The sequence below is a fragment of the Pseudomonas sp. MWU16-30317 genome (assembly GCF_020515695.1).
In the GTDB taxonomy this organism is placed as follows: domain Bacteria; phylum Pseudomonadota; class Gammaproteobacteria; order Pseudomonadales; family Pseudomonadaceae; genus Aquipseudomonas.
Map to the genome: position 1 here is coordinate 622,860 of NZ_JAIWJA010000003.1, position 23,205 is coordinate 646,064.

Here is a 23,205-nt window from a genome sequence, read left to right on the forward strand (position 1 = left end):
GGTACGGTCTCAGGCTGCCTGTTTGGCCGTGACAAAAGCCGCGAGGCTGGCCACATTATTGAAGTGATTGCGGGTGTCCTTGGCGTCGGCATCGATCTTGATGCCATAACGTTTCTGGATCGCCAGACCGAGTTCAAGGGCGTCTACCGAGTCCAGGCCCAGGCCTTCGCCGAAGAGGGGTTGGTCGTCGCCGATGTCCTGCGCGCTGATGTCTTCGAGGCCCAGGGCGTCGATGATCAGCAGCTTGATCTGCAGGGCGAGGTCCGTGTTCAAATCGCTCATTTGGCGGCGAGTTCCTTGGTGAAATAGTGGTGCAGATGATCGTTGAGCTTGCGCGACGCTTGGGGCGCCGAGCTTGCCGCGGTGAAGCTCACAGGGTCTATATCGGCACCGACGTGAAAACTGAAGTGCGGACGTGTGGCTGGAATGCGGTACCAGGGTTCGGCTTTGGTCAGGGTGGTGGGGCTGACCTTGATGGTGACCGGGGTGATCACGCTGGCGCCGCGCAGGGCGATGGCCGCGCCACCCCGATGGAATACCGGTGGCTGGCCGGGTGTGGTGCGTGTGCCCTCGGGAAAAATGATCAGCGTCTGACCGCTGCGCAACGCTTGCGCGGCGTCTTCGAGCATGTCCATGCTGCCGTCGTTGCTGATGTATTGCGCCGAGCGCACCGGGCCGCGTGTCGAGGGGTGGCGCCATAGGCTCTGCTTGACCACGCAGTTGGCGTTGCGCACCAGGCCGATCAGGAACACCACGTCGATCAGCGACGGGTGATTGGCGATGATCATCTGCCCCGGGCGGCCGAGCCGTTCTGCGCCGTGCACCTCGAAGGTCAGCACGCCGCAGCGGCGCATCACTTGAATGAACATCCAGAACAGCCAGCTGATGGTCTGCCGGGCGCGGCGGCGCAAGGCGTCGGGCTCGCGGGAAAGGCGGCCGAGCAGCGGGAAGACGATCAAGCGCAGGCTCAGGCCACCCAGGCCGAACAGCACAAAGCACGCGGCGGTGGCCAGCAGGCGCCAGTAGTAGGCGTTGCCACGTCGGGCTTTGGTTACAGGGTGCGTTGCCAATTCCATGTGCGGTGTTCCCAGTGGTGTTGGCAGGCGGGATGGTTGCCGAGCAGGGTCCCTAGCAGGTTCAGGGCATGCGGGCGTGGGGTGCGCTGTTTTTGGTGGAGGTTGGGCTCAAGTGTCAGCGTCCATTGCTCACCTGGGGTCAGCAGCAGGGCGACGGCATAGGCGAAGGGCACGTCGTCGATCCATTGCGCATAGTCCACGGGAGGCTCTTCTTCGCTGAGAATCAGCAACACGGCCGGAGCGCCTTCGCTCAAAAGCGCGGCGGCCTCCAGCACGCCGTGCTCAAGGCCGTCACCGGCGGCTGCCAGCGCGGTCATCTCGCTGGTCTCGCCACGCATGATCGACCACAGGCCGATCACCGCGTTATGCACCGACAGGCTGAACTGGGTCGGCGACAGCGGTTGCTCGGCGGCCAGCTCCTTGAGGATTTCCAGGGTGCGCGGGGTTTCGCCGTGACGGGACACGAACACCAATGGCAGATCGTTCAGGCCTTCGGCCAGCGGCCAGCCGACCGCGAACGCCATGCGCGCCATCCGGCTCAGGCGCCGACGTTGCATGGCGGGCAGGAAGGACACGTCGGGGGCCTGGTCTGCCGATGGCGTGAATACGCTCGGGTCCTGGCTCCATTGGCGCCAGTCTGCTTGCGAGGTAAGACCGGGAGCCCAGGCTCGCCATTGCGCGATATTGAATGTGGTCACGAGCTTCTGTTCCCACCCTTTCCAGGGCATGCAATCCATGGCGCCGAGCAGACAACAGTCCACCCAGACTCGGTGCCGCGTCGCGGTGGCGGCATTATCCTGATGGCGGTGGGAAGGTGCAAATGTTGCTTCCATTTGCACGGCAGCAGTGCTCCCGGCGGATTGCGGGGAGCTCTGATGCATATGCTTCAAGCGCCCGCTACCGTTCGTCTGAGGGCGCTTTGATGCTGTACGGCCGGGTCTGTGACCCTGGTGTTAAAGATCATTCATGCAGCGACACCCTGGCTCTTGAGCCAGCTCTGCAATTGTATCAACGGCAATGCTCCGCTTTGCCGCGCCACTTCACGCCCGTCCTTGAACAAGATCAGGCTGGGGATCGAGCGAATCCCCAGTTGCGCCGACAGTTGCGGGTTGGCCTCACTGTCAAGTTTGGCCAGCCGGCACTTGCCCGTCAGTTGCGCCGCCGCCTGCTCGAACACCGGCGCAAACGACCGGCATGGCCCGCACCACTCGGCCCAGACATCCACCAGCAACGGCAGATCGCCTTTGATCTGGCTGCTGTAGTCGCCTTGCCTCAGCTCGAAGGGCACGTTCAGCAGCACTCCCTGTTTGCAGCGCCCGCACTTGGGCTGATCGCTCAAACGCTCGGCGGGGATGCGGTTCAGGCCGTTGCAGTGCGGGCAGGGGATGATCAATGGTTCGGACATGGCGGGGTTACCGGGTGAGGGCAGATGTTGCCTATGTGGAGCCGCCAGGCTGGATTATCAAGGTAGGAAGAGATTTGAGAAACGTCCTACGCCGTTATCGGAATTATCGCTATTTGCGATAATTTGGCAGACGCATACAGGCCTGTAGTCAGGCCAATGACGTCGTTGATCTCTCAGGCAGCGGCGTATTGGTCGTTTATCGCGTTTCTGCTGACTCGTCCCGGCAGTGACGCCGAATACGACTCGCTGCCACATCGACGGTGTAGGCCCTCGCGTCAGGCGGCGAGGGGGCTTTCAGTGGCACCTTCACCTCAGGACGAACAACTGATCTCCAGATGCTTGCCCCACTCCGGTGGCCGTTCGGCATACTGCTCCATGCCGGGCTGCTGTTCGAACGGGCGGGTCAGCACGGCGTGTAGCTGGCGCACCTCTGAGTAGTCCCCGCGCTCGGCGGCGTCGATGGCTTTTTGCGCGAGGTAGTTGCGCAGCACGTACAGCGGATTGACGGCATGCATGCGAGCTTGCCGTTCGCTGTCGCTGCCTTGTTCTTCGCGGCCGATGCGGGCCAGGTAGTCGGCAGCCCAGCCGTCGAAGCCGAGCATGTCGACGAAGTCGTCGCGCAACGTGGCTACCGCTAGCGCAGCAGGCTGATCACCCAGGCGGCGGAAGAACAGGTTGTAGTCCACGGCGCTGTTCTGCATCAGGTTGAGCAAGCGCTCCACCAGGGTCATGTCGCCGTCCTCGGCACTGGTCAGGCCCAGGCGGCGGCGCATGCGGTCCAGGTACTGGGCCTGGTACAGCGGCAGGAACAACCCCAGTGCCTGGCGCAGCGGTTCGAGCGCGATCAGTGGCGTCAGGGCCTGGGCCAGCGCACTGAGGTTCCAGTGGGCGATGGGCACCTGATTGCTGAAGGAATAGCGGCCTTCATGATCGGAATGATTGCAGATGAAATTGGCGTCGAAGTCATCGAGAAACGCAAACGGCCCGAAATCGAAGGTGATACCCAGGATCGACATGTTGTCGGTGTTCATGACCCCGTGGCAGAACCCGTAGGCCTGCCACAACGCGATGAGCTCGGCGTTGCGCTCGACGATGGTGGTGAACATCGCCAGATACGGCTGGGGTTGCTCCAGGCATTCGGCAAAGTGCATGGCCAGCACGTGGTCGGCGAGGATCTTCTGCTGTTCCGGCTGTTTGATGTAATAGAAGTACTCGAAGTGCCCGAAGCGCACGTGGCTGGGCGCCAGGCGCAGGACCATCGCGCCGCTCTCCTGAGTTTCGCGCCACACCGGGGTGTCGGAACCGATCACGCACAGCGCACGGGAGCTGGGGATGCCCAAGGCGTGGAGGGCTTCGGAGGCCAGGAACTCGCGTATCGACGAGCGCAGCACCGCGCGCCCGTCGCCCATGCGCGAGAACGGCGTCTGCCCGGCGCCCTTGAGATGCAGGTCCCAATGCTCGCCGGCAGCGTTGTAGACCTCGCCGAGCAGCAACCCGCGGCCGTCGCCCAGTTGCGGGTTGTAGTGGCCGAACTGATGCCCGGAGTAGATCATCGCCCGCGGCTCGGTCTCGGCCCACAACTTGTGGCCGCTGAACACTTCGGCGAACAATGGGGTCTGGGCTTCGCCGGGCGCCAGGTCGAGCAGCGCCATGGCGGCATCGCTGGCCACCACCAGGCGTGGCGAGTCCAGCGGCGCCGGTAGCACGTGGATCGAGAACACATCGCCCAAGCGGGCGAAGCGGTTGTCGAAAGTCAGTTCGTCGAGGGCTTTCACGGCCGTCTCCCAGTGATATGGATGTTTCGCCGCCGCACGCGCTAGCTCGCTGCCACAGGGGGGAAGTGTACACCTTGTGGCAGCGGACTCTGCCCGCGAAGGGCTCAGTCCAGTTTGGACGGCGGTGGGTTCGGTGCTTCGATCGACTGCGCCGGCGTAGGCGGTTCGGGCTCATCGGTTTGCGGCTGCAGCGTCCCGGCCGGGCCACCTTCGCCGGGCTTTTGCGGCACCAGCTTGTATTCCTCGCCCTGGGTGTTCTTCAGGTAGATCTCCATCTGCCGGAACGAGATGTTGATCTTTTGCGCCTTGAACTCCTTGTTGATGAACCGGTTGATCTCGTCGAGCACCGGGTTGCGGTCGCCGAGGTCGCGCACGTGCATGCGCAGTTCGTGGTCCAGGGTGCTTTCGCCGAAGTTGAGGAAGTACACGTGGGGCTGCGGGTCCTTGAGCACGCGTGGATTGTCGGCGGCGGCCTTGAGCAGCAGGCTGCGCACCAGGTCGAGGTCGGAGCCATAATCCACGCCCAGCTTGAGGGTTACCCGGGTGATAGTGTCGGTCAGTGACCAGTTGATCAACTGGCCGGTGATAAAGGTCTTGTTGGGGACGATGATGTCCTTGCGATCGAAATCCGTGATGGTGGTGGCGCGGATGCGGATCTTGCTGACCGTGCCCGACAGATTGCCGATGGTGATGGTGTCGCCGATGCGCACCGGGCGCTCGAAAAGGATCATGATGCCGGAGATGAAGTTGGCGAAGATCTCCTGCATGCCGAACCCGAGGCCCACCGACAGCGCGGCCACCAGCCACTGCAGCTTGTCCCAGCTGACCCCCAGGGTCGACAGCGCCGAGACGAAACCGACCCCGGCGATCACATAGGACAGCAGCGTGGTCGTCGCGTAGGCACTGCCCTGAGCCAGGTTCAAACGCGACAGGACCAGTACTTCCAGCAGGCCCGGCAAGTTGCCGGCGAGGATGAAGGTGATGCCGATGATCACCGCCGCTCCGATCATGTCGCCCAGGCTAATGGGCACCATGCTCATGGTGGCGCCGGTGCCGCTGGTGTATTCGTACAGGGTGATGTTGTCCAGGTACGAGAACACGCTGATCAGGTCCGACCACACCCAGTACAGCGCCGCGATAAAGCCGCCCAGCAGCGCCAGGCGGATCAGACGCAGGGACTGCTGGTTGACCTGTTCGATGTCCAAAGTCGGCTCTTCGCCCACGCCTTCGCCATCACCGTTGTCCTTCGCGGCCTGGCGCTTGGCCAGCGCGCGGTTGTAGGCCAGGCGCCGCGCGGCGACGCTGAGGCCACGCACGAACGCGGCTTCGATCACCAGCCAGAGCATCAGCAGATACAGGGTGTTGATCAGCCGGTCGGTGAGCTTGAGCGCGGTGTAGTAGTAGCCGAAGCACACCGCCAGGAAGAGCGCGATCGGCAAGGCGGTGAACGCCATGCCCACTGCGCGGCGGAACAGCGAGGCGGTCTGATGGGTCGGACTGCCGAGCAACAGGCGGCCCAGCAGGCTGGCCATCAAGGCGTAGCAGGCCAGCACCACGAGGATGCCGATCACGTCTTCGGCCAGCGCCGAGGGCTGCAGCTCCGCCACGGCCACCACAGTGACTAGCGCCAGCACCACGAAGCCCAGTTTGCGCACCCATTTCTGCAGGAACTCGACCTGGCGCTTCTCCCAGCGGAAATGCAGTTCAGCCACGCCCGCCGGGGCGAGGATCCGGTACGCGGTATAGAACACCAGCCAGGCCTGGGCGATCTGCAGCAGCGCCGAGCCGAGGCTGGCGTTCTGCCCGCGGGCGTCGATCTGCAACGCCAGCCCGCACAGCCCGAACGCCAGCGCCACCGGCAGGGCGAGGAGGATGTTGATCAACAGCGCCAGCGGCGTGTGCCACTGGTTGTCACGCTTGAAGTGGCCAATGTCGTGATGCAGTTGCGCCAGCTTGCGGTACAGGTAGTCACGGCGCCACAACAGGGCACCGATCACCAGCAGCAACGGCAGGAACAGCAGCGGCCGCTGCAGCAGACCGTCGCTCAGTTCGCTCACACTGGAGGCCCAGGGCAAGGTCGCGACCTGCTTGACCAGGCGCTTGGGCATGCCCATGAACCAGTCGCCGTCGAGCGGCTTGTTGCTGGGGATCCAGAACATCTGCTCGTCGAGGGTCTTGCGCAGGCTCTGGGCGGTGCTGACCAGTTGCTTCTGATTGAGCTGCAGGGTGATGGACTCGTTGAGCAGGGCGCTCAGCTCGCGGTTCAGGCGCTCCAGCAGGTCGCTGCGGGTGACGGCCAGATCCAGCAGGCCTTTGCGCAGCTGTGGAGTGACATCTGCGGGCGGCTGCGCGGCGATCAGGTTCTCGACATAGGCGGTCGGGCTGCTGAGGGCCTCGCGCTGTTGATTGACCTCGAATTGGTACAGGCGAATGTCGGCGATCTGGTCCGCCAGGTTGCGGTTGACCTTGAGGTGCGGCAGCGCCTGTTTCTGCTTGTAGAGGATTTTGGACAGCAGCAGGCTGCCTTGCAGCACGCTGATCTGCTCATCCAGCGCCTGGTCGGTCTGAGTGATGCTATCGAGCTGCTGTTTGGTCTTGAGGTTTTCCTGGGTCAGCTCATTGAGCTCGTCGGTGCTCTTGAGCAGGTAGTCGGAGAGCTTGACGTTGGTCGCGCTCTCGGTGGCGAGCACGCTGCTGCCGCCGGCCTTCTGCGCTTCCAGCGATTGCTCGGTAACGGTCTTCTGCGACTGCGCCAGGCGCTTCTGGTTGATCAGCGTCTGCAGGTCCTGGATTTCCTGTTCGAGCAGGCCGGTCTTGGCCATCAGTACGTCATGCTGGCTGTTGCCCAGGTCCTGCAGCAGGGTGTTGCCGGCCAGTTCCTGGCGGCGCAGCGCGATCAACGAGTTGATCGCGGCCAGCTCGGCGTTCAGTTCGTTGCGCTGGTCGGCATTGATCGACTTGCCGTTATCGCGGCCGCTCTTGAGGATGCCGTTGATCTGCTGGATGCGATTCTGCTTGTCGCTGATCTCGGTTTGCGCGCGTTCGGGGCGGGTCTGGGCGGCGATGGTCATCGAGTTGGCATCGGACAGGGCCTTCTGCAGGCCGCCTTGTTCGTTGCTGCGATCGGTGAGCAGCTGCTCGAGCTGCGTAACGCTCTGGTTGGCATAGCGCTGCTCGACCGGCACCACCTTGGTGGCCTTGATGCGCGCGAGTTCGCGCTGGTTGGCGATGGTGTCCTTGGGCGCGTCGAGCAACTGCTGCTTGAGATCTACCAGTTGACGCTGGTTGTCCTCGTCATTGGTGAGATACGTCAGGGTGCCTTGCAGTATTTCCTGCAGGGCTTTCTGGTCGGCATCGGCCAGTTTGCGATCACCGATGCGGTCGAGGCTTTGCTGCACGGAGTCGCGGGAGGGCGCATCGGCGGCGTGGACGGCAGAAATCGTCAGGCACAGCCCCAACAGGGCTGTGGTGAGCAGAGAACGCAGGCTAGGCATAGGTAAAAAGTCGGGTAACTCGAAGATTGGATCGGCAGTTTAGAGGAACAACCCGGGGCCCGGGCGACTTCCTTCGGGGAATCTGACGCCGACTTTGCCAATCTTGTTCCCGTCCATGACCGCAACCGTCCAGATAGTGCTGTTCCATTCGACATGGTCGCCGACCACCGGTGCACCGCCGACCTTCTGGGCAATGAAGCGGCTGAGCGGCATGTGCGGGTCGACACCGTCGAGTTGCAGGCCATAGAGCGCCGACACCGCACCCAGCTCGGCGTCGCCTTCGAGCACGAAGTCGCCGAAAAAGCGCAGGTCGAGGCCACGTTGCGGGGCCTGGCTGAACAGTTTGCCGAGTGCTGGCAGGTTGTGCTCGTGACCGATCACACACAGCAGGTCGCCCACTTCCAGCACCGTACTACCGGACGGGTGGAGCAATTGCTGGCCTCGGAACAGCGCGGCGATGCGGGTGCCCTCGGGCATTTTCAGTTCCCGTAGCGCAGCGCCGATGCACCATTTTTCGGCGCCCAGGCGGTAGACGAACAGCTCCCACTCGCTGGTGACGTGGACTTCCAGCGCCGACCGGGAGATGGGGGCCGGGTCCGGCGGTACCGTGACTTTGAGCAGCTTGGCGACCCACGGCAGGCTGGTGCCCTGCACCAGCAGCGACACGAGCACGATGAAGAACGCCAGGTTGAAATACAGCTGCGCGTGGGGCAGGCCGGCCATCAGCGGAAACACCGCCAGAATGATCGGGACCGCGCCGCGCAGGCCGACCCAGGCGATAAAGCCCTTCTCGCGGCCATGGAAGGCCTTGAACGGTAGCAGTCCGACGAACACCGACAGCGGCCGTGCGATGAGGATCATCCACAGCGCCAACGCCAGCGCCGGGATGGCGATAGGCAGCAGGTCGTGGGGGGTAACCAGCAGGCCCAGCACCAGGAACATGCCAATCTGCGCCAGCCAGGCCATGCCGTCGAGCATGTGCAGGATGCCGTGCCGGCTGCGGATCGGCTTGTTGCCCAGCACCAATCCGCACAGGTACACCGCCAGAAAGCCGCTGCCATGCAGGGCGTTGGTCAGGGCGAACACCACCAGGCCGCCGCTGATCACCAGGATCGGGTACAGACCGTTGGCCAGATTGATGCGATTGACCAGCTGCAGCATCAGCCAGCCGCCGCCCAGGCCGATGGCGCCGCCGATGCCGAATTCGCGAATCAGATGGAACAGCAGGCTCCAGTGCAGGCCTGTCTGGCCGCTGGCGAGCATGTCGATCAGGGTCACGGTGAGGAACACCGCCATGGGGTCGTTGCTGCCGGATTCGATCTCGAGGCTGGCGCTGACCCGCTCGTTCAGGCCCTTGCCGCCCAGCAACGAAAACACCGCCGCGGCGTCGGTGGAGCCGACGATCGCGCCGATCAGCAGGCCCTGGATGATGTTCAGGTCGAACAGCCAGGCCGCCATCATGCCGGTCAGCCCGGTGGTGATCAGCACGCCCACGGTGGCCAGCGACAAGGCCGGCCAGAGCGCCACGCGGAAACTCGCCACCCGTGTGCGCAAGCCACCGTCGAGGAGGATCACCGCCAGTGCCAGGTTGCCGACCAGATAGGCCGTGGGGTAGTTGTCGAAGATGATACCGCCACCATCGACCCCGGCCGACATGCCGACCGCGAGGATGATGACCAGAATGGGGATGCCCAGCCGCGAGGACAACGAGCTCACCAGGATGCTCGCACCTACCAGCAACGCGCCGATCAAGAACAGGCTGTTGATGGTCGTCGCATTCAAGGGCAGTACTCCAGTCCGAGGCAAAGCGTGCATCATGCAGGCTGCGTGCCAAGGATAATAACCTGTGTAAATGCATATATGTCAAAGGGCTACGGATAAAAGCCTCAGGCGTCGGCCTGGTAGATAGATACCGCGCCGCCGCCCTGCGGCTCTCTTGACGTGCCAGACCTCTCATCTGCCAAGAGGGTTCTTGCATTGGACGACGGGCAGTTCATCAGCCATGCGATCTTGGCCTATACCAGCTTTGGCAATTTGATCAACGCGGTCTTTCGCCTGGTCGAGCTGGAGACATTGGCGGGTGGGGAGTTTCGGCGAGGAAAGTGGCGAAGCCTTTTACTTCATGCGTGTGGACCTGACAGAGGTCGCGGCGATACAGCCCGAGGACAGGGTGTTCGATATGCGCACCGGTGAACTTTTCAGTCATGCGTCCTATGCCGCCAGGATGCACCCCGGCGCAGAGTTGCTCGTCCGGAGTTTCTTGGCGCACTGAGGGATAAGCAAAAAAAACCGGCCTGACGACGCGAGGTCGGCAGGCCGGCTGGTCGGCTGGCGGGGTGGGTCAGCCGATGGTCATCAGGCTGGCGTTACCGCCCGCGGCTGCGGTATTGACGCTCAACGCCCGCTCGATCACCAGGCGCTCCAGGGCGATATTGCTTTCACCCTGAGACAGCCCCTGCACGCCGACAATGGCCCCGGCGCGTTTGGCGATCTGCTGGCACACGCCGCGCAGTTGGTCCGAATCACCGTGATGGATCACGGCATCGAATGGCACGTCATCCTTGTTCCACTCCGCTACCAGGCGAATTTTCCCCTGCACGTCCTTCGGCAAGCGATTGCGCACAGCCTTGCCCAGTTCGTTCTCCACCCACACCGCATGGCTGCCCACCGACAGCGTGGCGGCCAGTTGCACCAGCAGGTCGGCCTCGGTTTCGGCCAGGCACAGCACGTGCTCGCGGGCCAGGATGGTGTAGCTGTTGCGCTCTCCGGTCGGGCCGCTCAGCAGGCGTGTGACGCCGCTTTGCGATTGCGCGGCGAACTGCTCGCAGACCTCTGCCAGCTCGGCGTGCTGATTGCTCGCAGCCCAGGCTTGCAGGGCGCGCAACGGCTTGAGCTGGACATCGCGCAGGCGCACATCCGGAGCGGTCGGGCCGTCCTGACGGTGCAGCGACGCGCTGATGGCATCTGCCGGGCAGGTCGACAGCAAGCGGTACAGGTACAGCGGGCCGCCGGCTTTTGGACCGGTGCCGGACAGGCCTTCACCACCGAACGGCTGCACCCCGACCACGGCCCCGACGATGTTGCGGTTGACGTAGACGTTACCCGCGTTGACGTTGTCGAGGACCTTGGCGATGGTTTCGTCGATACGGGTGTGCACGCCCAGGGTCAAGCCATAGCCCGACGCGTTGATCTGCTCGATCAGGCGGTCGATGTCCTTGCGCTGGTAGCGGACCACGTGCAACACCGGGCCGAAGATCTCGCGTTGCAGCTCGTCAAAGCTTTCGAGTTCGATCAGGGTTGGCGTCACGTAGGTGCCGCGCTTGATTTCGGCGCTGTCGGCGATGGCCATCTGGAACACATTGCGGCCTTTGTCGCGCATCGCCTGCACGTGTTTGTCGATGTTGGCCTTGGCTTCAGCGTCGATCACCGGGCCGATGTCCACGCTCAGGCGCTCCGGGTTGCCCAGGCGGGCTTCGGCCATGGCGCCCTTGAGCATTTCGATCACACGGTCGGCGGAGTCTTCCTGCAGGCACAGTACGCGCAGGGCCGAGCAGCGTTGACCGGCGCTGTCGAAGGCCGAAGAGACGACGTCGATGACCACTTGTTCGGTAAGCGCCGAGGAGTCGACGATCATGGCGTTCTGGCCGCCGGTTTCGGCGATCAGCGGGATCGGCCGGCCCTGGTTGTCCAGGCGCCCGGCAATGTTGCGTTGCAGCAGGCGCGCTACCTCGGTGGAGCCGGTGAACATCACGCCTTTGACGCGCTCGTCGCCCACCAGGCGGGCACCAACGGTTTCACCGCGGCCGGGCAGCAGTTGCAGCACGCCTTCAGGGATGCCGGCTTCGAGCAGCAGGCGCACGGCCTGAGCGGCGACCAGTGGGGTCTGTTCGGCCGGCTTGGCCAGCACCGGGTTGCCGGCCGCCAGTGCCGCAGCCACCTGACCGGTGAAGATCGCCAGCGGGAAGTTCCACGGGCTGATGCACACCACCGGGCCCAGTGGGCGGTGGGCGTCGTTGCTCAGGTCGTGGCGAGCCTGCACCGCGTAGTAGCGCAAGAAGTCCACGGCCTCGCGCACTTCGGCGATGGCGTTGGCGAAGGTCTTGCCGGCTTCGCGGGCCAGCAGGCCCATCAGCGGCTGGATCTCGGCTTCCATCAAGTCGGCGGCGCGTTCCAGTACGGCGGCGCGCTCGTCCGGGGGGGTGGCCTGCCAGATCGGGCCGTTGCCCAGCGCGCAGAGCAGGGCGTTGTCGACGTCTTCGACGGTCGCTTCCTGGACGTGACCGACCACATCGCGGTGGTCGGCCGGGTTCAGCAACGGCTGGGGCGTGCCCGCGCTGATCGGGCAGCCGAGCATCGGCGCCGCTTGCCAGTCGTTATGGGCGGTGGCCAGCAAGGCGCTGGACAACGACGCCAGGCGATGTTCGTTGGCCAGGTCGATACCGGCGGAGTTGTTGCGCTCGCTGCCATAGAGGTCGACCGGCAGCGGAATGCGCGGGTGCGGCAGGCCGAAACCGCCTTCCTGAGCCGCCATGCGCTCGATGCTGCTCACCGGATCGGCCACCAGCTCGTGGATCGAGATGGAGTGGTCGGCGATGCGGTTGACGAACGAGGTGTTGGCGCCGTTTTCCAGCAGGCGGCGGACCAGGTAGGCCAGCAGTGTTTCGTGGGTGCCGACCGGCGCATACACGCGGCACGGACGGTTCAGCTTGCCATCGGCGACCTTGCCCACCACTTGCTCGTACAACGGCTCGCCCATGCCGTGCAGGCACTGGAACTCGTACTGGCCGGGGTAGTAGTTCTGCCCGGCGATGTGGTAGATGGCCGCCAGGGTGTGGGCGTTGTGGGTGGCGAACTGCGGGTAGATGACTTCTGGCACCGACAGCAGTTTTTTCGCACAGGCGATGTAGGAAACGTCGGTGTACACCTTGCGGGTGTACACCGGATAGCCTTCCAGGCCTTCGACCTGGGCGCGCTTGATCTCGCTATCCCAGTAGGCGCCCTTGACCAGGCGAATCATCAGGCGATGGCGGCTGCGGCGCGCCAGGTCGATGACGTAGTCGATCACATACGGGCAGCGCTTCTGATAGGCCTGGATGACGAAGCCGATGCCGTTCCAGCCGGTCAGTTGCGGCTCGAAGCACAGCCGTTCGAGCAGGTCGAGGGACAGCTCCAGGCGGTCGGCTTCCTCGGCGTCGATATTCAGGCCGATGTCGTAATGCTTGGCCAGCAGGGTCAGCGACAGCAGGCGCGGGTACAGCTCATCCATGACGCGCTCGTACTGGGCGCGGCTGTAGCGCGGGTGCAGCGCCGAGAGCTTGATGGAAATGCCCGGGCCTTCGTAGATGCCGCGGCCGTGGGAGGCTTTGCCGATCGAGTGGATGGCCTGCTCGTAGGACGCCAGGTATTTTTGCGCGTCGTGTTCGGTGAGGGCCGCTTCGCCCAGCATGTCGTAGGAATAGCGGAAGCCCTTGGCTTCGAAACGCGTGGCGTTGGCCAAGGCTTCAGCGATGGTTTCGCCGGTGACGAACTGCTCGCCCATCAGGCGCATGGCCATGTCGACGCCCTTGCGAATCATTGGCTCGCCGCTTTTGCCGATGATGCGGCTCAAGGACGACGTCAGCCCGGATTCGTTGTGGGTCGAGACCAGCTTGCCGGTCAGCAGCAGGCCCCAGGTGGCGGCATTGACGAACAACGACGGGCTGTTACCCAGGTGCGGCTGCCAGTTGCCGTTGCTGATCTTGTCGCGGATCAGCGCGTCGCGGGTGCCCTTGTCGGGAATCCGCAGCAGGGCCTCGGCCAGGCACATCAGGGCCACGCCCTCCTGGGACGACAGCGAGAACTCCTGCAGCAGGCCCTGGACGATACCGGCGCGGCCACTGGCGCTTTTTTGATTGCGCAGTTTTTCGGCGATGCCGGCGGCGACCTTGTGCGTGGCCTCGGCCATGGCGGCGGGCAGGCGCGCCTGCTCCAGCAGCATCGGCACGACTTCCTGCTCGGGGCGACGATAGGCGCCGGTGATGGCGGCGCGTAGCACCGACTGCGGGAGGATGCTTTCGGCGAACTCGAGGAAGCACTGATGGCTGTGCTCGATCTGTACTTCACCGACGTCGTCACCGAGGGCGCCACCCAGACCGCTGAGCTCGTTGAGGGTTGCGCCCGCTTCGAGTTTCTCGAGGTAATTGAAGATCGCCTGTTTGATCAGCCAGTGCGGAGTGCGGTCGATCGACTGGGCTGCCGCCTTCAATCGCTCACGGGTCGGGTCGTCGAGTTTGACCCCAAGGGTGGTCGTCGCCATTACAAATCCTCATCAAGGCCGCTGGACCCGCGGCATCAGGTGGCGTGCAGATTAGCTCGGCGCAAGGCTGGGTGCAACCGGGTGCAACCCACTTTTTGAAAGGATTGGTAACACTGTTGTGGATATGCGGCCACGGTTGACTGGGTATGCTTCCCGATGGTGCGCTAACCCCCATGAAATCAGCGGTCTGCTCCTTTTCGGGGCATTTATTTCATTCGGCTATCTGGGTGCAACTCCGGTTGCACTCATAGGCCGCAACCATAACAAGAAGGCATTAACTCATGACCCTTGGTAACCCTACTCTGATCACCTTTGTGATCTATATCGCCGCCATGGTGCTGATCGGACTGATCGCCTGGCACCGGACCCACAACCTTGCCGATTACATTCTGGGCGGGCGGCGCCTGGGCAGTTTCGTCACGGCGCTGTCGGCCGGCGCCTCGGACATGAGCGGCTGGCTGCTCATGGGTTTGCCTGGCGCCATCTATCTATCGGGGTTGTCCGAAGGCTGGATCGCAGTCGGGCTGATCACCGGCGCCTACCTCAACTGGCTGTTCGTCGCCGGACGCTTGCGGGTACAGACCGAGCACAATGGCGATGCGCTGACCTTGCCCGACTACTTCGCCAGCCGTTTCGATGATCGCAGCGGCCTGCTGCGGGTCATCGCGGCGCTGGTGATTCTGCTGTTCTTCACTATCTATTGTGCATCCGGCATCGTCGCCGGGGCGCGCCTGTTCGAGAGTACCTTTGCCTTGACCTACGAGCAGGCGCTCTGGGCCGGGGCGGCGGCAACGATCGCCTATACCCTGATCGGCGGCTTTCTGGCTGTCAGCTGGACCGATACCGTGCAAGCGACGCTGATGATCTTCGCGTTGATCCTCACCCCGGTGATGGTCATGCTGGCGAGCGGCGGCGTCGACAGCGCGATGTTGGCCATCGAGGCGCAGGCGCCGGAGCATTTCGATGTGTTGCGCGGTACCACCTTCATCGGCATTGTCTCGCTGCTTGGCTGGGGGTTGGGCTATTTCGGCCAGCCGCATATCCTGGCGCGGTTCATGGCGGCCGACTCGGTCAAGTCGATCGACAAGGCCCGGCGTATTTCCATGGTCTGGATGATTCTGTGCCTGGGCGGCGCCCTGGGCGTGGGCTTCTTTGGTGTGGCGTATTTCTCCACCCATCCGCAGGTGGCCGGGGCGGTCGCCGAGAACCCCGAGCGGGTGTTCATCGAGCTGGCGCGCCTGTTGTTCAATCCGTGGATTGCCGGTGTGTTGCTCTCGGCGATTCTGGCGGCGGTCATGAGCACCCTCAGCTGCCAGTTGCTGGTCTGCTCCAGCGCGCTGACCGAGGATTTCTACAAGGCCTTCCTGCGCCAGCATGCCACTCAGCGTGAATTGGTATGGGTGGGGCGTGCGATGGTGCTGTTGGTGGCGCTGGTGGCGATCTGGTTGGCCAGCAACCCGGAAAATCGCGTGCTGGGGCTGGTCAGCTATGCCTGGGCGGGTTTCGGCGCGGCGTTCGGGCCAGTCGTACTGATCTCGGTATTGTGGAAAGGCATGACCCGTGACGGCGCGCTGGCGGGTATCGTGGTGGGGGCGGTGACGGTGATCGTCTGGAAGCAGTTCGCGCTGCTGGGAATGTACGAAATCATTCCGGGCTTCGTGTTTGCCAGCCTGGCCATCTGGCTGGTCAGCTCGGTGGGCGCGCCGACGGCGGCCATGCTCGAACGCTTCGATGGCGCCGAGCGCGCGTATCGGCGCGAGCGCTGAGGCGACCGTCCGGCCTCGCCGATTTTGGCGGCGAGGCCGGCACAGGGTAAACTCCTGCGCATTGCAGGAGTTGCCATGAATTATCGTCACGCTTTCCACGCCGGCAACCACGCCGACGTCTTCAAACACCTTGTCCTTACTCGTCTGATCGCCTTGCTGTCGCGCAAGGAGCAGCCGTTTGCCTCCATTGATACCCACGCAGGCCTAGGGCTCTACGATTTGCGTGGCGATCAGGCGACGCGCACCGGCGAATGGTTGCAAGGCGTCGCGCGCCTCTGGGAGGCGCAGGATGTGCCGCCTTTGGTCGCGGACTATCTGCGCGTGCTGCATGACATGAACCCAGATGGCGAGTTGCGCTACTACCCCGGTTCGCCGGAGTTGGCGCGGCGCCTGACCCGCCCGCAGGATCGCGTGTTGCTGAACGAAAAACATCCCCAGGACGGCCAGTTGCTCCGGGACAACATGAAGGGCGATCGCCGCGTGGCGGTGCATCTGGGTGAGGGCTGGCATGTGCCTCGGGCGCTGCTGCCGGTGCCGGAAAAGCGCGCTTTGATGCTGATCGATCCGCCGTTCGAGCAACTGGACGAGATGCAGCGTTGCGCCAAAGCCCTTAAAGAAGCCATTGGCCGCATGCGCCAGACGGTGGCCGCCATCTGGTATCCGGTCAAGGATCAGCGAGCGCTCAAGCGTTTCTACCAGGATCTGGCCGGCAGCGGCGCACCCAAGTTGCTGCGGGTGGAATTGCTGGTGCACCCGATCGAAACCGAGCAGAGCCTGAATGGCTCAGGGCTGGCGATCGCCAATCCGCCATGGGGGTTGGAAGAGGAGCTGAACCAGCTGCTGCCGTGGCTGGCGCAGTTGCTGGGGCAGACCCAAGGTGGTTGGAAGATGGATTGGCTGATTGCCGAGTGATAGCTGATGGCCCCTTCGCGGGCAAGCCTTGCTCCCACAGTGTGCGCAGTTAGAGCGGCGTACACCTGTGGGAGCAAGGCTTGCCCGCGAAGCTTTCAAGCCGCAGGCGGCATGCACACCCCGGTGCCACCCAGCCCGCAATACCCGCTTGGGTTCTTGGCCAGATACTGCTGGTGATACGCCTCGGCATAATAGAAAGTCGGCGCCAAGGCGATCTCGGTCGTGATCGCGCCCATGCCGGCCTCGCTCAGCTGGCTCTGAAACACCTCCTGACTGGCCCTGGCCGCCTGCAATTGCACCTCGCTGGTGCAATAGATGGCCGAGCGATACTGAGTGCCCAGATCATTACCCTGACGCATGCCCTGCGTGGGGTTGTGCGCTTCCCAGAACACTTTCAGTAGCGTCTCGTAGCTCACCTTGGCAGGGTCGAACACCACCAGCACCACTTCGCTGTGGCCGGTCAGCCCAGAGCAGGTTTCTTCGTAGGTCGGGTTGGGCGTGTAGCCCCCTGCGTAGCCGGCGGCTGTGGTCCACACGCCTGGTTCGTTCCACAAGCGACGCTCCGCTCCCCAGAAGCAGCCCAGGCCGAAGATTGCGGTTTCGAGCCCGGCAGGGAAGTCCGTCAGCGAATGTCCGTTGACGAAGTGCTCGGCGGGCACCGTCATCGGTGACTCACGGCCTGGCAGCGCTTGCTGCGGTGAGGGCAATTCGTTTTTGTTGACCAGGATTTCCGAGCGCAAGACCATGGGTCTTCTCCTCTGCAGGGAATGGGAAGTGGCAACAAGGATAGACCGACAGTTTGCTCAAGCGTTGCGTGGCGGGTCAGGCCGCTGGTCCGCGAGGGTAGCGTTTGAGGGCCTGGACGAGCTGGCTGCCGGGAATCGGCCGGTCGAACAGATAGCCCTGGCCGACATCGCAGCGGTGGCGGCGCAGGAACGCCAGCTGTTCGGCGGTCTCGATACCTTCGGCCACGACCTTGAGCTTGAGGTTGTGGGCCATTGCGATCACCGCCGAGGTGATTTCCATGTCGTCCTGGTTGGCCGGGATTTCATGGATGAAGCTGCGATCGATCTTGATGATGTCGATCGGGAATTTTTTCAGGTAGCTGAGCGACGAGTAACCGGTCCCGAAGTCGTCCATGGCCAGGGTCAGGCCCAGGCTTTTCAGCTCGGCGAGCTGCAGGCGGGTCTCTTCTGTGGCTTCGAGCAGCAGGCCCTCGGTCAGTTCGAGCTCCAGCAGGTGCGGGGGCAGGGCCTCTTCTTCAAGGATATGGCGGATCGACGACACCAGGTCGGGATCGGAGAACTGCTTGGGTGACAGGTTGATCGCCACCTGCAGGGAGCCGATACCATTGGCGGTCAGTTCCTTGCTCATGCGGCACGCCTGGCGTGCGACCCATTTGCCGATCGGGATGATCAGGCCGGTTTCTTCCGCCACGCTGATGAATTGATCCGGGCGGATCATGCCGCGTTCCGGATGGTTCCAGCGCAGCAACGCTTCGAGGCCGAGCAGGCGGCCGCTGCGCAGGCACAGCTTGGGCTGGTAGAACACCTCGAGCTCGTTCTGGGTCAGGGCGCGGCGCAGGTTGTTCTCGACGAACAGTTTGTAGCTGGCCTCGGCGTTCAGCGCCTCGGTGAACACTTGCACTTGGTGCTTGCCGTTGGCCTTGGCCTTGTGCAGCGCCAGGCCGGCGTTCTTCATCAGCGTTTGTGGGTCGCGGCCATGCAGCGGCGCGCAGGCGAAGCCTACCGAGGCAGTGACGTTGATCAATTGATTGTCGACGAACATCGGCTTGTCGAGGGTGCGCAACACCTGCTGGGCGATCAATTGCCCGGCCTCGGGATCGACATCGTCAAGCAGCACCGCGAATTCGTTACTGGCAAAGCGCGCCAGGCTGCCGCTGCTGCTCAGGCTGTTGCGCAGGCGCCGCGCCAGGCTGATCAACAATTTGTCGCCGGTCTGGTGGCCGAGGCTGTCGTTGATCCGCTTGAAGTTGTCGATGTCCACCAGCATCAGGCTGACCGGGGCTTCGCTGTTGCGGGCGAAGCGTTCGTCGAGGCTGCGAATGAATGCCGGGCGGTTGCCCAGGTTGGTCAGGTTGTCCGTATACGCCAGGCGTTCGATGCGCTGCTGGGCGAGCTTGCTTTGGGTGATGTCTTCATAGATGCCGATGTAGTGCGTTAGCTCGCGCTGGTCGTTGTAGACCTTGGAGATCGACAGCTGCCCCCAGTAGGGTTCAAGGTTTTTGCGGCGGCTCTTGAATTCGCCCTGCCAGCTGTTGCTGCTGACCAGGGCCGAGGGCGCGTCGAACAGCAGTTCGCTGAGGTTTTCCAGCGCGGGCAGTTCCGCCAGCCGGTGGCCGTGGACTTCATCGGGGCTGTACTGGGTGATGGCGGTGAAGCTGGGGTTGACGTATTCCACCACGCCTTCGCAATTGACCAGCAAAAACGCATTGGCGCTCTGCTCGACGGCGCGCTGAAACAGGTGCAGGGCGCTGGTGGCGGCGCGGCGATTCTGGTTGTTGATGACTTGGGCGACCTGGTCGGCCAGCTCGCCGGCGAAGGTGATTTCGTCCGCCTGCCAGGCCCGGGGCTTGCCTCGTTGCTGCAGGCAGAGCACGCCGACCACCTGGCCATCGACGCGGATACCGGCGTCCAGCACCGCATGGATATCACGGGCGCGCAGCCACTCTGCCATCTCCGACAGGCGCGGATCGGCCACGGCGTCGTGGGCATCGATGGCGCGGCTGGTATGCAGGGCGTCGAGGTAGTTTGGATAGGCAGAGGTGTCGATGGCCGCTTCGGTGTGATGCACCTGCGTGTAGGCATCGTAGGAGATCAGGGGCTCCAGGCTGTTGCCCTCAAGCATCCACAGGCTGGCAAACTCGACTTCGTAGATCTCGCAGGCACTGCGGGTGATCAGCTCGGCGGCTTCAAGCAGCGGGTTGTGCGCGGTGTAGCGCTGGCGTGCGAGGCTGAGGATCAGCTCTTGCTGCGCGCGCACGCGATCCAGATGCTGCAATTGCTCAAGCTGGGCCTGCTGGTTGAGCTCCAAAGCGACCTGCAGCCGGCTGTTCTGGTTTTCCAGTTCCGCAGCCGAACCTTCCAGCAAGGGCTCGGTGATGTCGTCCACCGCCAGCAGATAGCCGCGCAGCAGTTGGCGATTGTGCTGTTTGTAGGGTTCGCCCAGTTCCAGCAATTGCAGGGGGCCTTGAGCGGTGTGCAGGGTATAGCGAATGAGGTAGTTGGACTGAGTGGCCAGTTGCTGCTGAATGACATCGTGCAGCTCGTAACGCGCCTCGGGCTCCATCAGGCTCGCATACGGCGAGCCGATCAACGCGCACAGCTCTGCCGCCGGGATACCGAAGGGGCGTTCGCAGTTGGGGTCGAGATAAAGCAGGGCCCAGCTCGCCTCGTTCAGCCGTTCGAAGCGCAGCATGCCAAGGCGCGAGGGCACCGGCAGTTGCGTCACGACCTCGGCCACCATTCGGCTGGCGGCATCGGGTTGGCTTTTCATGGAGAGCTCACTTCAAGAGTTCAATCGCACGCGACCGGCAGGCCCGTGTTCTAGTGCGTCCAACAAGATTGCATGATGCGGCTCAGGCTGACAAGGGACGCAATGGCTCTGTGCCTTCATCCTATCGGCAGTAAAGCATTTTTCTTCAGCGGGGACTGTTTAAAAAACGATAAGAGGTTGGATATTTTCGTATGTGAACGGTTTCATCTGCGTCGAAGATCAGTTTCCTGGCTTGCACGCTCGGTGCTCTGGGGCGGTGGCGGGGGCGTGCGATGCGCTAGGGCTGCGGCGGTTAGGCTGGTCGGGGGGATGGGATCGGGGTGGTTCTGCTTTCGAGCCGGCCTTGGGGTCGCGGCCCCCGCCATTGGCCCTTCGCTTTGGCTCAGGGTGCCCGCGCTTCGACGCACTGACGAGGGGCACGCCCCGATGGGCCTTCCATGGCCCAACGGGGCTTAGCCGGCATCCATGCCGGCTATCCCCTCGCCAGTGCGTCGAAGCGCGGCCTGCTGGAAGGGGGCCGCGACCCCAAGGCCGGCTCGAAAGCAGAACAGTGATATTTGTGGTGTCTGCTCTTTCATGACATCGCTCAAATTTCGGCTGGTGCTTTGCTGCGGGCCTGTGCGGCCGCCCCTCCAGCAGGCCGCGTGGAGGCGCCTGAAGAGGTGGACACCCGACAGGATGTCGGGTGAGCCGTATTGGGCCATGGATGGCCCGTATGCGGCGTGCCACCTCTTCAGGTGCCGGAGCGCGGGTACCCTGAGCCTAGGCGAAGGGCCAATGGGCAGGGCGAGCCGCACAGGCCCGCAGCAAAGGACCACACCCCAATCTCCAATCCAACCCAACCCAACCCAACCCAACCCAACCCAACCCAACCCAACCCAACCCAACCCAAAAAAGCCAAAAAAAAGCCCCGCCACAAAGGACGGGGTTGAGGCTCCGAGCGTGGCAGCTCGAAAATCGATCGCCCCCGATTGGCAGGGGCGATGTGCAGCGAGTTACAGCAGGATCGTACGAATATCACCCAGCAGATCGCTCAGGCGCTTGGTGAATCGCGCTGCGGCGGCGCCGTTGATCACACGGTGATCGTAGGACAACGACAGAGGCAGCATCAGCTTCGGCTGGAAGGCTTTACCGTCCCAGACCGGCTGGATGGTGGCCTTGGACACGCCGAGGATCGCCACTTCAGGTGCGTTGACGATCGGCGTGAAGCCGGTGCCGCCAATGTGCCCGAGGCTGGAGATGGTGAAGCAGGCGCCTTGCATGTCGTCCGAAGAGAGCTTTTTGGTCCGCGCTTTTTCAGCCAGGGCCGCCGCTTCGCCAGCCAGTTGCAGCAGGCTCTTCTGATCGACGTTCTTGATCACGGGTACCAGCAAGCCATCCGGGGTGTCTACGGCGAAACCGACGTTGACGTATTTCTTGCGGATGATCGCTTTGCCGCTCGGTGCCAGCGAACTGTTGAAGTCCGGCAGTTCCTTGAGCAGGTGGGCGCAAGCCTTGAGCAGCAGCGGCAGCACGGTCAGCTTGACGCCGGCCTTTTCGGCTACCGCTTTTTGCGCGACGCGGAAGGCTTCGAGCTCGGTGATGTCAGCCTGGTCGAACTGCGTCACGTGCGGCACGTTGAGCCAGCTGCGGTGCAGGTTGGCAGCGCCGACCTGCATCAGGCGAGTCATCGGTACTTCTTCGATTTCGCCAAAACGGCTGAAGTCGACGGTCGGAATCGGCGGGATGCCGGCGCCACCGGTAGCGCCAGCAGCTGCAGCGGCCGGCGCTTCCTTGGCCTTCTGCATCATTGTCTTGACGTACGCCTGCACGTCTTCCTTGAGGATGCGACCGTGTGGGCCGGAGGCACCGACGGCGCTCAGCTCGACGCCGAACTCGCGCGCCAACTGGCGTACGGCTGGGCCGGCGTGAACCTTGGCTCCCGACGCAGCAGCCGGGGCCGCAGCAGGTGCAGTAGGCGCAGCGGCAGGCTTGGCGGTTTCAGCGGCGGGCGCGGCCGCAGCCGGTGCAGCGGCTTGCGCCGGAGCGGCAGCCGGCGCAGCGCCGGCCACTTTCAGCTTGAGAATCAGGTCGCCGGTACCGACTTCGTCGTCCAGCTTGACGCTGATGCTTTCGACCACGCCGGCAGCAGGGGATGGAATCTCCATGCTGGCCTTGTCCGATTCCAGAGTGATCAGCGATTGATCAACCTCGACGCTGTCGCCGACCTTGATCGATAGCTCGATGATCTTGGCTTTGCCTGACGAACCGATATCTGGGACATGGATGTCCTGGACGCTGGCAGCAGCAGGGGCAGCGGCCTGAGCAGGCGCGGCGGCAGGCGCTGCAGCAGCTGCGGCAGGTGCTTCAGCCTTGGCAGGCGCAGCAGCCGGTGCAGCACCGGCCACCTTCAATACCAGGATCAGGTCGCCAGTGCCGACTTCGTCGCTGAGCTTGACGCTGATGCTCTCGACCACACCGGCAGCAGGGGATGGAATCTCCATGCTGGCCTTGTCTGACTCGAGGGTGATCAAGGATTGATCAGCTTCGACGGTATCGCCGACCTTGACCGAAATCTCGATGATCTGTGCCTTGCCCGACGAACCGATGTCCGGCACGTGGATGTCCTGGCTCGATGCCGCGGCAGCCGACGCCGGAGCGCTGGCGGCAGGGGCGGGCGCAGCGGCAGGCGCTTCGGCCTTGGCAGCGGGTGCAGGGGCGGCGGCCGCAGGGGCTTGCGCAGCGCCTTCGACTTCCAGCTCCAGGACTTCGTCGCCTTCTTTCAGGCGATCGCCCAGCTTGACCTTGAGGCTCTTGACGACGCCGGCCTTGGGGGCCGGAATCTCCATGCTGGCTTTGTCCGACTCGAGGGTCAGCAGGCTCTGGTCGGCTTCGATGCGATCACCGACCTTGACCAGCAGTTCGATGACTTCACCTTCACCGCTGCCGATGTCGGGTACGCGAATGACTTCACTCACGGTGTTTCT

At 63.5% G+C, this 23,205-nt stretch carries 13 protein-coding genes; 2 read left to right on the forward strand and 11 right to left on the reverse strand.

From position 1 onward, the window contains the following. Positions 1 to 9 precede the first annotated feature (9 nt). The 8 genes from LIX93_RS11875 to putA form a co-directional block, all read right to left on the reverse strand. Complete coding sequence (locus tag LIX93_RS11875) at positions 10 to 282, reverse strand: phosphopantetheine-binding protein (protein ID WP_226504227.1); 273 nt, start codon at positions 280 to 282, stop codon at positions 10 to 12. Continuing rightward, positions 279 to 1,076 carry a lysophospholipid acyltransferase family protein gene (locus LIX93_RS11880; protein WP_226504228.1) on the reverse strand — a complete coding sequence of 266 codons (798 nt, stop codon included), beginning with the start codon at positions 1,074 to 1,076 and terminating at the stop codon, positions 279 to 281. Before LIX93_RS11880 ends, LIX93_RS11875 begins: the two co-directional genes overlap by 4 nt. Continuing rightward, positions 1,052 to 1,774 (reverse strand): beta-ketoacyl synthase chain length factor, encoded by a 723-nt coding sequence (locus tag LIX93_RS11885; protein ID WP_226504229.1) that lies wholly within the window; start codon positions 1,772 to 1,774, stop codon positions 1,052 to 1,054. Before LIX93_RS11885 ends, LIX93_RS11880 begins: the two co-directional genes overlap by 25 nt. A gap of 266 nt (positions 1,775 to 2,040) precedes the next feature. Continuing rightward, positions 2,041 to 2,481, reverse strand: a complete 441-nt coding sequence (gene trxC / locus LIX93_RS11890; protein ID WP_226504230.1) for a thioredoxin TrxC — start codon at positions 2,479 to 2,481, stop codon at positions 2,041 to 2,043. 311 nt (positions 2,482 to 2,792) lie between these two features. Further along, positions 2,793 to 4,256, reverse strand: a complete 1,464-nt coding sequence (locus LIX93_RS11895) for a protein adenylyltransferase SelO (protein WP_226504231.1) — start codon at positions 4,254 to 4,256, stop codon at positions 2,793 to 2,795. Between the two features lie 104 nt (positions 4,257 to 4,360). After that, complete coding sequence (gene mscK / locus LIX93_RS11900) at positions 4,361 to 7,750, reverse strand: mechanosensitive channel MscK (RefSeq protein ID WP_226504232.1); 3,390 nt, start codon at positions 7,748 to 7,750, stop codon at positions 4,361 to 4,363. 39 nt (positions 7,751 to 7,789) lie between these two features. Next, the gene (locus LIX93_RS11905; protein ID WP_226504233.1) at positions 7,790 to 9,532 is read right to left on the reverse strand and encodes a potassium/proton antiporter; all 1,743 of its coding nucleotides are present in this window, start codon (positions 9,530 to 9,532) and stop codon (positions 7,790 to 7,792) included. A 559-nt stretch (positions 9,533 to 10,091) separates the two neighbouring features. Beyond that, positions 10,092 to 14,045 (reverse strand): trifunctional transcriptional regulator/proline dehydrogenase/L-glutamate gamma-semialdehyde dehydrogenase, encoded by a 3,954-nt coding sequence (gene putA / locus LIX93_RS11910; RefSeq protein WP_226504234.1) that lies wholly within the window; start codon positions 14,043 to 14,045, stop codon positions 10,092 to 10,094. A gap of 281 nt (positions 14,046 to 14,326) precedes the next feature. Between putA and putP the strand changes: the two genes are divergently transcribed. Beyond that, a complete protein-coding gene (putP, locus tag LIX93_RS11915; RefSeq protein ID WP_226504235.1) occupies positions 14,327 to 15,811 on the forward strand; it encodes a sodium/proline symporter PutP in 1,485 nt (494 codons plus the stop codon). A gap of 75 nt (positions 15,812 to 15,886) precedes the next feature. Then, positions 15,887 to 16,723, forward strand: a complete 837-nt coding sequence (gene rlmJ / locus LIX93_RS11920; RefSeq protein WP_226504236.1) for a 23S rRNA (adenine(2030)-N(6))-methyltransferase RlmJ — start codon at positions 15,887 to 15,889, stop codon at positions 16,721 to 16,723. A gap of 95 nt (positions 16,724 to 16,818) precedes the next feature. Here rlmJ and msrA read toward each other — a convergent pair whose 3' ends face one another. The 3 genes from msrA to aceF all read right to left on the reverse strand — a co-directional run bounded on the left by msrA (position 16,819) and on the right by aceF (position 23,196). Further along, positions 16,819 to 17,469: a peptide-methionine (S)-S-oxide reductase MsrA gene (msrA, locus tag LIX93_RS11925; RefSeq protein ID WP_226504237.1), complete on the reverse strand. Its 651-nt coding sequence runs from the start codon at positions 17,467 to 17,469 to the stop codon at positions 16,819 to 16,821. Between the two features lie 76 nt (positions 17,470 to 17,545). Further along, positions 17,546 to 20,239, reverse strand: coding sequence for a GGDEF and EAL domain-containing protein (locus tag LIX93_RS11930; RefSeq protein WP_226504238.1), 2,694 nt, complete (start codon positions 20,237 to 20,239; stop codon positions 17,546 to 17,548). 995 nt (positions 20,240 to 21,234) lie between these two features. Continuing rightward, a complete protein-coding gene (gene aceF / locus LIX93_RS11935) occupies positions 21,235 to 23,196 on the reverse strand; it encodes a dihydrolipoyllysine-residue acetyltransferase (protein ID WP_226504239.1) in 1,962 nt (653 codons plus the stop codon). Positions 23,197 to 23,205 lie beyond the last annotated feature (9 nt).

Coding starts and splice junctions, on each gene's coding strand:
- LIX93_RS11875 (WP_226504227.1), bottom strand. CDS start 282: ATGAGCGATTTGAACACGGACCTCGCCCTGCAGATCAAGCTGCTGATC.
- LIX93_RS11880 (WP_226504228.1), bottom strand. CDS start 1,076: ATGGAATTGGCAACGCACCCTGTAACCAAAGCCCGACGTGGCAACGCC.
- trxC (WP_226504230.1), bottom strand. CDS start 2,481: ATGTCCGAACCATTGATCATCCCCTGCCCGCACTGCAACGGCCTGAAC.
- mscK (WP_226504232.1), bottom strand. CDS start 7,750: ATGCCTAGCCTGCGTTCTCTGCTCACCACAGCCCTGTTGGGGCTGTGC.
- putA (WP_226504234.1), bottom strand. CDS start 14,045: ATGGCGACGACCACCCTTGGGGTCAAACTCGACGACCCGACCCGTGAG.
- putP (WP_226504235.1), top strand. CDS start 14,327: ATGACCCTTGGTAACCCTACTCTGATCACCTTTGTGATCTATATCGCC.
- rlmJ (WP_226504236.1), top strand. CDS start 15,887: ATGAATTATCGTCACGCTTTCCACGCCGGCAACCACGCCGACGTCTTC.
- msrA (WP_226504237.1), bottom strand. CDS start 17,469: ATGGTCTTGCGCTCGGAAATCCTGGTCAACAAAAACGAATTGCCCTCA.
- LIX93_RS11930 (WP_226504238.1), bottom strand. CDS start 20,239: ATGAAAAGCCAACCCGATGCCGCCAGCCGAATGGTGGCCGAGGTCGTG.